Source organism: Erwinia endophytica, assembly GCF_009295515.1.
GTDB classification, from domain to species: domain Bacteria; phylum Pseudomonadota; class Gammaproteobacteria; order Enterobacterales; family Enterobacteriaceae; genus Erwinia; species Erwinia endophytica.
The window spans coordinates 1-11810 of record NZ_RQVV01000010.1; the positions used below are offsets into that span (position 1 = coordinate 1).

13 protein-coding genes are annotated in these 11810 nt (G+C 52.8%); 7 read left to right on the forward strand and 6 right to left on the reverse strand.

Annotated elements, in window-relative coordinates; translation table 11 throughout:
* Positions 1-97 precede the first annotated feature (97 nt).
* Positions 98-472: a GNAT family N-acetyltransferase gene (locus EH228_RS02165; RefSeq protein WP_152320058.1), complete on the forward strand. Its 375-nt coding sequence runs from the start codon at positions 98-100 to the stop codon at positions 470-472.
* Here EH228_RS02165 and EH228_RS02170 read toward each other — a convergent pair.
* Entirely contained in the window at positions 447-1808 is a 1362-nt protein-coding gene (locus EH228_RS02170; protein WP_152320059.1) for an aminotransferase-like domain-containing protein, read from the reverse strand. The genes EH228_RS02165 and EH228_RS02170 overlap by 26 nt on opposite strands.
* Positions 1809-1943: 135 nt before the next feature.
* Here EH228_RS02170 and EH228_RS02175 point away from each other — a divergent pair, with 135 nt between their 5' ends.
* From EH228_RS02175 to tatE, 6 genes are all read left to right on the forward strand, one after another.
* Entirely contained in the window at positions 1944-2903 is a 960-nt protein-coding gene (locus tag EH228_RS02175; protein WP_152320060.1) for a substrate-binding domain-containing protein, read from the forward strand.
* A 2-nt stretch (positions 2904-2905) separates the two neighbouring features.
* On the forward strand, positions 2906-3700 hold the full coding sequence (locus EH228_RS02180) for a deaminated glutathione amidase (protein ID WP_152320061.1): 795 nt from the start codon (positions 2906-2908) through the stop codon (positions 3698-3700).
* A gap of 19 nt (positions 3701-3719) precedes the next feature.
* Positions 3720-4607: an ABC transporter substrate-binding protein gene (locus tag EH228_RS02185; RefSeq protein WP_152320062.1), complete on the forward strand. Its 888-nt coding sequence runs from the start codon at positions 3720-3722 to the stop codon at positions 4605-4607.
* A complete protein-coding gene (locus EH228_RS02190) occupies positions 4604-5575 on the forward strand; it encodes an amino acid ABC transporter permease (RefSeq protein ID WP_152320063.1) in 972 nt (323 codons plus the stop codon). Before EH228_RS02185 ends, EH228_RS02190 begins: the two co-directional genes overlap by 4 nt.
* The gene (locus EH228_RS02195) at positions 5572-6342 is read left to right on the forward strand and encodes an amino acid ABC transporter ATP-binding protein (RefSeq protein WP_152320064.1); all 771 of its coding nucleotides are present in this window, start codon (positions 5572-5574) and stop codon (positions 6340-6342) included. Before EH228_RS02190 ends, EH228_RS02195 begins: the two co-directional genes overlap by 4 nt.
* 133 nt (positions 6343-6475) lie before the next feature.
* Complete coding sequence (gene tatE, locus EH228_RS02200) at positions 6476-6682, forward strand: twin-arginine translocase subunit TatE (protein WP_152320065.1); 207 nt, start codon at positions 6476-6478, stop codon at positions 6680-6682.
* Between the two features lie 125 nt (positions 6683-6807).
* Here the strand turns inward: tatE and lipA are convergent, their stop codons facing one another.
* The 5 genes from lipA to rlpA all read right to left on the reverse strand — a co-directional run bounded on the left by lipA (position 6808) and on the right by rlpA (position 11803).
* The gene (lipA, locus tag EH228_RS02205; protein ID WP_152320066.1) at positions 6808-7773 is read right to left on the reverse strand and encodes a lipoyl synthase; all 966 of its coding nucleotides are present in this window, start codon (positions 7771-7773) and stop codon (positions 6808-6810) included.
* A 317-nt stretch (positions 7774-8090) separates the two neighbouring features.
* On the reverse strand, positions 8091-8759 hold the full coding sequence (gene lipB / locus EH228_RS02210; protein ID WP_420841441.1) for a lipoyl(octanoyl) transferase LipB: 669 nt from the start codon (positions 8757-8759) through the stop codon (positions 8091-8093).
* A gap of 177 nt (positions 8760-8936) precedes the next feature.
* The gene (gene ybeD, locus EH228_RS02215) at positions 8937-9200 is read right to left on the reverse strand and encodes a DUF493 family protein YbeD (protein ID WP_152320068.1); all 264 of its coding nucleotides are present in this window, start codon (positions 9198-9200) and stop codon (positions 8937-8939) included.
* Positions 9201-9340: 140 nt separating this feature from the next.
* The gene (gene dacA, locus EH228_RS02220) at positions 9341-10555 is read right to left on the reverse strand and encodes a D-alanyl-D-alanine carboxypeptidase DacA (RefSeq protein ID WP_152320069.1); all 1215 of its coding nucleotides are present in this window, start codon (positions 10553-10555) and stop codon (positions 9341-9343) included.
* A 108-nt stretch (positions 10556-10663) separates the two neighbouring features.
* A complete protein-coding gene (gene rlpA, locus EH228_RS02225; RefSeq protein WP_152320070.1) occupies positions 10664-11803 on the reverse strand; it encodes an endolytic peptidoglycan transglycosylase RlpA in 1140 nt (379 codons plus the stop codon).
* Between the last annotated feature and the right edge of the window lie 7 nt (positions 11804-11810).

Consider the following 11810-nt stretch of genomic DNA (forward strand, 5'->3'; position numbering starts at 1 on the left):
CTGATTTTCGTTCTGGCGAAAGGCGTTTCATGGTGTTTCCTCACCGCCCCATTAGTGTTTTTGATGGGGGTGACAACTATCCTGACAGAGGGGGGAACTGGGTTACAACAATACCGAGGTCTTTATTGCCAGGCGTCTGGCGCAACTGATAGCTGATCCAACTGAACAGCTACTGATTGCTGAGCACGACAGCACAGTGTTGGGTTTCCTGTCGCTACATTTTATCCCTCAACTGGCGCTGGCCGGTGACTTCGCTCGCGTGAGTTATTTCTGCATTGCGGAAGGCGCGCGCAGCAACGGCGTTGGGCAGCACATGTTGCAGCATGCTGAACGGCTGGCGCGAGAACGGGGCTGTGATCGGATGGAAGTTCATTGCCATGAACGTCGGAGCAAAGCCCATGCATTTTATGCGCGTGAAGGCTACCGCGAGTCTCCACGCTATTTGATCAAAGATCTGAACCCGTCGCATTGAGATCCTGGCCGCTGGCTAATACCAGCGCGTCGGCAATACTGTCGATGCTGTCAGGGTGGAGCATTGCGGTGCTGACGCGGATAAACTGAATACCGCCGTTGCGGCAGCGTTCGCCGGGCAGCACCGCAATACCTCTGGCGGCCAGAGTTATCATCGCAAACTGTTCAGACTGCACCGGGATAAAAATACTCAGTCCGTCACGGTCCGGTAACGTCAGGCCCCTCTCTGCCAGCGCGGCCAGCAATTGCCGGCGACGTCTGGCGTAGACGGTTTTCGCCTGTTGCAGTTGCTGCTGGGTGGCCTTGTCCTGCAGCATCCATGCCACAGCCTGTTGCAGAATGCGGCTGGTCCAACTGGCACCAAAGTTTCGCCATGACTGGACGCGTTTCAACAGTGTATGTGGGCCAGATAAAACGGCCAGTCGTAGATCCGGGCCATATGCTTTGGAGAAGGAGCGGACATATAGCGTGCGCTCGGGAAAATAGCGCCCCAGGCTCCATACCGGGTAAGCCGAAAGCTCACCAATACCGTCATCTTCAATGATCAGTGTACGGGTGCCGATCAGCACTTTGGCTAATTCATCGCTGCGTGCTTCACTGACCGTATGCCCGGTGGCTGAATGTGTCCTTGGCTGATAGATAATCGCTGTCGCTCCCTTGTGCAGTAGTGCCTCCAGTGCGCCAGGCAGCGGGCCCTGTTCATCACAGGGCAACGGCATCATTTTAGCGCCAACATTATCCAGCATATCGAGCAGGCGGGTGGCTGTTGGGTCTTCAATAATCACTTTCTCGCCAGGTGAAAACAGCGTCTGCATAATGCAATTCATCGCATCAAAACCACCATCTGTCGCCAGCCAGTCTTCGGCCTGATAGGGCCAGTCCGGTTTGATCGCATCCAGCAAGGGTTGGGTGATTGGCGCACGCTGATAGCTGTTCAACTGCGGACACTGGATCCCCTGTAGCATCGCCTGTTCCAGATCAGGTAACAGGGCGGGATCGGGAGACGCCATGGCGAGATCAGCGCGGATATTGTTGCCATAATTACCGATCTTTTCAAAACGTACGGGTCTTGGCGTAACATTATCGCCACATACCCATACGCCGCTTCGCCCTTTACCGGCGATCACTTTTTGCCGCTTAAGTTGGCCCCAGGCCGCCGAAATTGTCGCCGGGCTGACTCCTAACGCTTCTGCTAAATCTCGCACCGATGGCAAATGAGTACCGACAGGGATATGTCCTTCGCGGATCAGTTCCGCCGTCACACCGGCAATTCCCTTGACTGAGGCATCCGTCATCAGGTGCTCAACAAACCAGGTCAGATCCCGCATTGAGGTCATAAGAAATCCATTTGTTCAGTAACAAAGAAAATATTGTACAGATAATATTGTCGTTCTAGTATCACATTTAAACTGCAATTGCACATTATTTAAGCGTCGCGCGTTGGCGCTTCACATGTAACGAGAGAAAAATACATGGTCACGATCAGACTGGCGGTACGAGACTGGGACTATTTTACGCCGTTGGCACTGGGCGATATCCAGCCACAGGATTTTAAGTTGGAAATTCATCGCGTGGGAACGCTGGTGGGCGATTTGGCAACCAGTCGCGATTATGACGCAGCCGAGATTTCCTTCAGTCGTTATGCCCAACTCAGGGCGAAGGGAGACAACTCCCTGTTGGCACTGCCTCATTTCCTGATGCGTGGTTTCCGCCAGCGCTGCATTATCACTACGGAAGATAATCAGTTAGTGGCCCTTGAACAGTTGAAAGGGAAAAAAATTGGCGTGACGGGGTGGCAGGATTCAGGGAATACCTGGACTCGGGCACTGCTGCGTGAAGTTGGAGTGACTATTGATGACGCATACTGGTATGCCGGTCGTCTGACCCAGGAACATCCGATTGTTGATCGTCTGAATGGCTTTGGTCGTCCAGGGCGGATTGACGCCGCACCAGGTGAGCGCCCGCTCATTGATCTCCTTAAAGCGGGAGAGCTGGACGCGGTATTCACCCCATTTATGCCACAAGGCTTCTTCCTGAAAGGTTCCGGTTTGCGCCAGTTACAAACCGATTTTCGCCAGGCTGAACTGGACTGGTTTAACCGCGTAGGGTATATCCCCGGTCATCATCTGCTGGCATTCAAGCCGGAGATGGCGGCGGCGCATCCGGACATCCCGCAACAGGTGAGTGAGCTGATTGAGCAGTCGGCAAGGTTGTGGCATGACAAGCGGGAAAAATATGCTGAGACCACCCCGTGGTTGCTTGATGATCTGCGACGTACCGCACAGGATTTGCCTGCTGACTGGAATGCCAATGGATTTGGCGCTAACAAGAAGATGATCAGTGATTTTGCCACCGAGCTTTTTGAGCAAGGTATCACTGCTCAATGCCTCACGCCGGAAGCATTGTTCCCCGCAGTGACTACAGGAGCATGATGATGAAAGTTGCTTTAGGACAGTTCGCGGTCAGTCGTGAGTGGCAGGACAATGCTGTCACCATTACGGGGTTAATGACTCAGGCGCAGGCGGGCGGCGCCGATTTGCTGGTGCTGCCGGAAGGTGTGCTGGCCCGAGATATTGCCGATCCCGATTTGGTGTTAAAAGCTGCCCAGCCGCTGGATGGCCCGTTTATGACCGAAGTCTATGCCGCCAGTCGGGGTAATAACCTGACCACGATGATGACGGTGCATGTGCCAGCAGATGACGGACGCGCGTTGAATGTACTGATTGCTATCCGCAATGGTGAAATCATCGGTCGTTACGACAAGCTGCATTTGTATGATGCCTTCGCGATGCAGGAATCTCGCAATGTCACGCCAGGCAATGAGGTTCCGCCATTGGTGGAGGTCGCCGGGATGAAAATAGGTCTGATGACCTGTTATGACGTGCGTTTTCCTGAGTTGGCCCGTCGCCTTGTTCTGGAGGGGGCTGAGGTACTGGTACTGCCAGCAGCCTGGGTTAAAGGTCCGTTGAAGGAGATGCACTGGGAGGTGATGGTCACGGCCCGCGCATTAGAAAATACCTGTTATCTGGTGGCGGTAGGTGAGTGCGGTCCGCGAAACATTGGTAACAGCCTGGTGGTTGATCCGCTGGGTGTGGCGATGGTCAAAGCGGCTGAAGCTCCGGCGCTGGTCTTTGCTGATTTGGATCCGTCTCGTATTGCGCATGCGCGTTACGTGCTGCCGGTGTTGGAAAACCGTCGTTTTGCGCGTCCAGAACTCAATAATAAATAAGCTACCGGGGAGTTTGATAATGAAGACGATTTCTACTGCCATCGCGTTGGCCCTGGGGTTCAGTGTCGTCATGGCGCATGCTGCCGATGCTATTCCACGACAGCAAGTCGATCAGGCCCTGCATGACCGTTTACCGGCGGAGATTCGGCAGGCTGGCAAAATGATTTCGGTAAACAACGGATCATTTCCGCCCTATGAGATAGTCGAAGGCCCGAATGCCATGACCGGTGCTTCGGCTGATCTGGCTGAGGCGCTGGGGCAGTTATTGGGGATTAAAATTGAGCATACGACAGTCAGCGGTTTGTCTGGCGTGTTGGCGGGGATCAAATCTGGTCGCTATCAACTGGCAATCGGCCCGATAGGCGATTATCCGGATCGTCAGGAGAAAAACGACTTTATCGATTTTGTGCAGGAATTTGTGGTGTTTGCCGTACAGAAAGGTAATCCGGCGCAAATTAACGGGCTGGAGGATACCTGCGGTAAACGTATCGCGGTGATGGCGGCGGGGTCAGCCGAGCAGGTTATCCGCAAGCAGTCAGCGGTTTGTACCGCGGCCGGCAAGCCAGCGGTGATCGTGCAGTCTTTCACCGATCAGCCTTCTTCTATCCTGGCGGTGCGTTCAAAACGTTCCGACGCTTTTTTCTCGTCTCAGGCCCCACTGATTTATTTTGTTGACCAGGCACATGGGCAGTTGGAACTGACCGGGAAAGGCAAGAAAAATGGTTTTGGCGATATTTTTCAGGGCAGCGTGGTGCCGAAAGATTCAGCGCTGGGGAAAGTGGTGCTTGACGGTTACAAAGCGTTGTTTGCTAACGGCACCTACGCCGCCATCATGAAAAAGTGGAAACTGGATGGCAACATGATTACGCAACCGGGGATTGACCTGGCGAAAGGGACGGCGAAATGATGAACGGCACCACGAATTCATCCGCCAGGGAACGGGCTGACGTGCAGCAGCGCGATGTGGCTTTCGCCCGCAGCGTACCACGCTATGGACGCCTGGTTTCATGGATTGTGGTGCTGGTGATTGCTGCCAATTTTGCCTGGCTGGTGGCGACTAATCCCAATTTCGAGTGGGGTGTGGTCCTCAAATGGTTTACTGAAGCTTCGGTGTTGAAGGGATTGCAGGTCACGTTGGGATTAACCGTGGTATCGATGATCCTTGGCACGCTACTGGGATTATTGCTGGCGGTGGCCCGCTTGTCGGATAACCGTTTGTTAAGAGGGTTATCCGGTCTGTATATCTGGTTTTTCCGTGGTACGCCGCTGCTGGTGCAATTGATTTTTTGGTACAACATGTCGACGTTGTTCCCAACCATTACTCTGGGTATTCCGCTGGGCGGGCCGGTGTTTGCCAGTTGGAATACCAACGATTTGATTACCCCGTTAACCGCGGCTATCGCCGGTCTGGCGCTGAATGAAGCCGCTTATATGGCGGAAATCATCCGGGCTGGTTTGCAGTCGGTGGATAAGGGGCAGGTGGAAACGACTCAGGCTTTTGGTATGAACCGTGCACGCGCGTTGCGCCGCATTATCATTCCGCAGGCAATGCGCGCGATTATTCCACCAACGGGAAATCAACTGATTAGTATGATCAAGGCCACCTCGTTGGTCAGTGTTATCGCTATGGGTGATCTGCTTTATTCGGTACAGTCGGTCTATAACCGCACCTTCGAAGTGATCCCGATGCTGATGGTGGCGGTCATCTGGTATCTGGTTATTACCTCAATCCTCAATATCGGGCAATCAGCGATAGAACGTTATTACTCCAGAGGAGAACGGCGTGTAACGGTGGCTAAACGTCGCCAGCCCCCAGTCGACAGCCAGGTAACCCCAATGGTTCATCGTCCTTTCGTTCGCAAGGAGGATCTATGAGCGAGATACAGCCGCTGGTGCGTGCACGTAACGTACAGAAAAGCTACGGTGATAACCCGGTTCTGAAGGGTATCGATATGGATGTGATGCCGGGCGAGGTGGTGGTCATTCTGGGGCCTTCCGGTTCGGGTAAATCAACCTTTTTGCGTTGTATCAACCATCTGGAGGACATGAACGCAGGTTCGATTATGGTGGGGGACAATCAGGTTGGCTACGAGCTGAAGAAGGGGGTATTGCACCGTCTGTCGGCGCGCAAGATCGCCCGCCAGCGCCAGGAGATTGGTATGGTGTTTCAACAGTTTAATCTCTACCCGCATATGACGGTATTGCAAAATATTATCGAAGCCCCGATAGGGGTGCATAAACAGTCGCGGGAAGAAGCGACACGCTATGCTACCGAGTTGCTGGAGACGGTTGGATTGAGTGAGAAGGCGAATGCCTGGCCTCGTCACCTCTCCGGCGGACAACAGCAGCGCGTAGCGATAGCCCGTGCCCTGGCGATCCGTCCTAAGCTGATGCTGTTCGATGAACCCACCTCTGCACTGGACCCTGAGCTGGTGGGGGAAGTGTTGGCGACCATGCGTACGCTGGCCGATCAGGGACTGACGATGGTGGTGGTGACGCACGAAATTGGTTTTGCCCGGGAAGCGGCAGATCGGGTGGTCTTTATGGATGGTGGCAGAGTGGTGGAGCAGGGACCGCCGGAAGAGGTACTGGTGAATCCACAACATCCACGATTCCAGGCTTTCCTGAGCCGCTTTATCTGATATTATTCTTCAGGCGATTGTGCAGATATTACTCTGTTACAGATTGCAGTTGTATTGACCGGTAATGTGCGTGTTAATACACTTTATATTATTGTTGGCCTTATCATCGGTCAGGTTAAAAAAGAAGGTGTGTATGGAAGGTATCAGTATTGCCAAGTTGCTGATTATCGGTGCTCTGATCATATTATTATTTGGAACCAACAAGTTACGTTCTCTCGGCGGTGACCTTGGGTCAGCAATTAAAGGTTTCAAAAAAGCCATGAGTGACGACGACACTTCTGCTAAAAAAGCGCCGGTCGATGAAGAGAAGCCTGCCGAACAAGTTGCTCACAAAGAGTAAACTTCAGCGGATGCGATAAACAAACGGATGACTGAGTCATCCGTTTGTTGTTTTTGTTGGTTATATGTAAATAAATATGACTTATCGGGGCGAATTCAGTATGAGCGCCGTCAGTCTGAAGAGATTTACTTCACTTCCAGACCTTTCGCCTGCATATCTGCATGGTAGGAAGAACGCACGAATGGGCCACAGGCAGCATGGGTAAAGCCCATATCCATCGCCGCCGCTTTCATCTCATCGAACTCAGCAGGGCTGACGTAGCGCTGGACCGGCAGGTGGTGGCGGCTGGGTTGCAGATACTGTCCCAGTGTTAACATGGTCACGCCATGACGGCGCAGGTCATGCATAACAGCAATAATTTCAGCGTTAGTCTCGCCTAATCCCACCATCAGACCTGATTTGGTTGGGATCTCCGGATGAACTTCTTTAAAGCGCTCCAGTAGCTTCAGTGACCATTCATAGTTGGCGCCAGGGCGCACCTGACGGTAAATCCGTGGCACGTTTTCCAGATTGTGGTTAAACACGTCTGGCGGTGTGGCATTAAGAATATCCAGCGCGCGATCCATACGCCCACGGAAGTCCGGCACCAGCGTTTCGATCTTAATAGTTGGGCTTTTCTGTCTGATAGCAGTGATGCAATCAGCGAAGTGCTGGGCGCCGCCATCACGTAAATCATCGCGGTCAACGGATGTGATAACCACGTAACGCAGCGTCATATCGGCAATGGTCTGTGCCAGTTTTTCCGGCTCACCAGCATCGGGTGCGACTGGACGTCCGTGAGCCACATCGCAGAATGGGCAACGGCGGGTACAGATGGCGCCAAGGATCATAAACGTCGCGGTGCCGTGATTAAAACATTCTGCAAGGTTAGGACAGGAAGCTTCTTCACAGACGGAGTGCAGACCATTTTTGCGCATGGCGGCTTTGATGCCCTGGATGCGACTGGAGTCGGCAGGAAGCTTGATTTTCATCCACGTCGGTTTACGTAAAATCTCTGGGGTATCGGTAACCAGCGTTTTTACCGGGATCAGGGCCATCTTGTCTGCATCGCGGTATTTCACCCCGCGTTCCATCTGAATGGGTTTACTCATAATCTTGCAAGTTCCAGGTTGGCATGCGCTCTGACAGCCGCAAAAACTCAAAGAGTCGTCCTTTCATGATACAGTCATTCAGGCCAGCCAGTGACACCCGATGAGGCCTGAGGTTTGCCCTGTCTCGCCTTATGGACCAGAAAACGCTATACCGTATCCATCGGTTCCTGACCGGTTGGCCGCTCAGTCTTCTGCCTGCTGCATCAGAATGCTCATTAACTTTTTTGATAAAAGCGCAAAAATTATATCATTCCGGCTGGCGACTTGCAGCCAGTTGCAAGAGAAAATGTGTCTGAGTTGTAAATTTTTATACCCGGTTACCGTTGTGCCCGCTCATCGCCTTTCAGCCAGACAACGGATGGAATCCTCAGCAGCCTGGCGAAATTTTCAATCAGCAAGGGTTGCACGTCGGCAAGGGTCGTGCCGGGTTTCAGGTCGCTTAATTGGGTCATCTCCAGACCAGCATAACCGCAGGGATTGATGCGTAGGAAGGGTGAAAGATCCATGTCGATGTTCAGTGCCAGGCCATGAAACGAACAACCCTGCCTAATTCTTAGCCCCAGCGAGCAAATCTTTTTATTACTGACGTAAACCCCCGGAGCATCAGCTCTGGCCGCAGCCTCAATACCGAAATGGGCCAGGGTATCGACCACGGTTTGTTCGATAAGGGTCACCAGTTGGCGAACCCCCACTTTTCGGCGTTTCAGGTTGATCATCACGTACATTACCTGCTGGCCCGGTCCATGATAGGTCACCTGGCCGCCGCGATCGCTTTGCATCACTGGAATGTCACCAGGCATCAGCAGATGTTCTGCTTTTCCTGCCTGGCCCTGGGTAAATACCGGCGGATGCTCTACCAGCCAGATTTCATCCAGGGTGTGGTCATTACGGCTATCGGTAAAGTCATGCATCGCCTGAGAAACCGCAGCCCAGGGTTGTAAACCCAGTTGACGGATCAGTAAGGTATGCTGGTTCAAAACATGCAGTCCTCTGAAAAGAGATAGGGGAGTATAACATACCTGGTTGACTGCAATCTGTGGGCGTGTCGGTTGCACTTAATCACCCGAATCACTGACGACTACAGTAAGTTCATCGGGATTGTTGCCTTTGCCGCTTTCGTGCAACCTGAATTATTCAAGGGCTTTGTAGGGGGGGACGAGGAATTACAGCACCATACGTACGATTTCTATTTTACCCAGTTCATCGTACAGGGTTTCTACCTGCTCAATATGGGTCGCGGTGATGGTAATAGACACCGAGTGATAGTTGCCTTTACTGCTTGGTTTCACATCAGGAGAGTAATCACCCGGCGCGTGGCGTTGAACCACCTCCACGACTTGATCAACCAGCTCTGGATGGGCCAGCCCCATGACTTTATAGGTAAAAGATGTGGGGAATTCGAGCAGTTCTTTAAGATTGGTTTTCATACGGGCTCCACTAACGCCAAAACGAAGACTCCCGCTGCAGCGGGAGCCTGGCTATTAATTAAATATGGGTGTATTCGTGTCGAAATCAAGGGGACAACCCGGCACGGAGTGCGTAATTTATTGCCGATCACGCAATGGAATTAACCAAACCAGTGATGGAACATCAGCTTAACGTAATCGATGATACGACTAACAAACCCGCCTTCCGGGACATCATTCAGCACTACCAGTGGATGTTGTTCAATGGTTTTACCATCCAACTGAAAGTTAATGGTGCCTACTACCTGATTTTTAGCCAGCGGTGCATGTAACTCGGTGTTGGTCAGGGTGTAACTGGCTTTCAGATCTTTCATCCGACCACGGGGAATGGTCAGGTAAAGGTCTTTTTCCACACCCAGAGGAACACGGTCGATGTTACCGAACCAGACAGGTTCAGAAGCGAACTCTTTACCCGATTGCAGAGGCTTCACGGTTTCAAAGAAGCGGAATCCCCAAGTCAGCAGCTTCTTGCTTTCGGTCTCGCGTCCTTTATAAGTATGACCGCCCAGCACTGCGGAGATCAGACGCATTGGACCTTCGGTTGCAGATGCCACCAGATTATAACCGGCGGAATCAGTATGACCGGTTTTTATCCCATCAACGTTCAGACTGCTGTCCCACAGTAAACCGTTACGGTTCATCTGGCGGATATTATTGAAGGTGAACTCTTTTTCTTTATAGACGGCGTATTCGTCCGGAACATCGCGGATCAACGCCTGACCGATCAGCGCCATATCACGGGCTGAGCTGTACTGTCCTTCTGCATCCAGGCCATGAACGGTCTGGAAGTGGGTATTTTGCAGGCCAAGCGCCTTCACGTAGTTATTCATCAGGCTAACAAATGCGTCCTGGCTACCCGCGACATAATCAGCCATCGCCACACAGGCATCATTACCTGACTGTAGCACGATACCGCGAGTCAACTGAGAAACCGGTACGCGATCGCCCGGTTTGAGAAACATCAGCGAGGAACCTTTGAACACCGGGTTACCGGTAGCCCAGGCGTCTTTACCTACGGTGACGATGTCATCCTGATGGATCTTACCGGCTTTCACCGCCTGGCCAATGACATAGCTGGTCATCATTTTGGTCAGGCTGGCAGGGTCACGACGAGCATCGGCATTTTTCTCTGCCAGCACTTTACCGGAGTTATAGTCGATCAGTATATAAGCTTCAGCATCAATATCAGGTACGCCGGGGATCATGGTTTTAATGTTTACATCATCGGCGTGGGCGAAGGAAACGAGGCTGAAAGCGAGCAGTGAGCCCGCAGCGGCCAGGTGTTTTAGCAGTTTGGTCGAGGTCAGATTGTTCATGTTCAGGACTATAGCATCCATGGCTAAGTTAAAAAATGTGACTCACTATAGCAAAAGCAACACTGTCCGGCATCCGTCTTTACCTGGCGAGCGGGTGCCGGAACAGTATTACATGTTGTTGGGTGCGACGGTAATAAACGAGGCTTGATTCGCCTCACTGGACAGACGTTGCTGTAGTGCGCTGGCTTGTTGACGCGAGCTGAAGCGGCCCAGTTGAATGCGGTAGATGTTGCCGTGATTATCTACCGTGCCGGGTACGCCGAATTTTTTGCTCAACGAATTCATCAATTGATGAGCCCGGGTCGGGTCGCTGACTGCGCCAACCTGTACGACATAAATCGTCCCGCCAGAGGCACGTGGCGCGGTAGCTGTGGCGGCAGGCGTGGCAACGGTTGCTGCCGACGATGCGGTTGAGGAAGATGATTCACTGCCCTCCAGCACACCGTCACGCAGCGGTTGAGACGCGACTAAAAAACCACTGCTGCGTACTGGCGCCGCCAAATTGTCATTGCTGCTCAGAGTCTGGTTATCAATCGGATGTGATTCAGGTGCCTGTTGCGGGTTGGCGACAGGCTGGGCGGACGACGCTGAGTTTTGCTGCGGCTCTGAGGTTGTTGCGGCGCTGGAAGCCGCACCCATGACCACCATACCACCACCAATATCCGGGCGTGGCGGCAGCGCATAGTTTTGCTTAGCGACGCGGGTGCCTATGGTCCCAGGTCCTGACAACGAGCCATCCGGGGCCACTTGAATAAAGTCTACTTTCACGCGGGTATTATTAGAGATATTCAGGCGATCACCTGCAGCCTTTGACAGGTCGATAATGCGGCCCGGCGTATAAGGGCCGCGATCATTAACGCGTACCACCAATTGACGACCATTGGCCAGGTTAGTGACGCGGACATAACTTGGGATCGGCAGGGTTGGGTGGGCTGCGGTCAAGGCATCCGGATCAAATGGCTCGCCGATGGCCGTTTGGTTGCCTTTAGCTTCATTGCCATACCAGGTTGCCAGACCGGTTTCACTGAAATTAGACGGATCTTTTACGATATGGTAAGTCTTACCATTCATCGAATAATCTTGATTGGCGTGCGGATTTAGCGGTTCATAGCGTGGTTCCGCGCCGCCAATTTCCACTACCGGACCATTGTAGGCCGGTTGCTGTGGGGCAGCGGTCTGTTGTTCAGTCGTACTACAGGCTGCCAGTAGAGCGACAGCCAGGCCAATCCAGAGCCAGTCCTTACGCATGTTTATG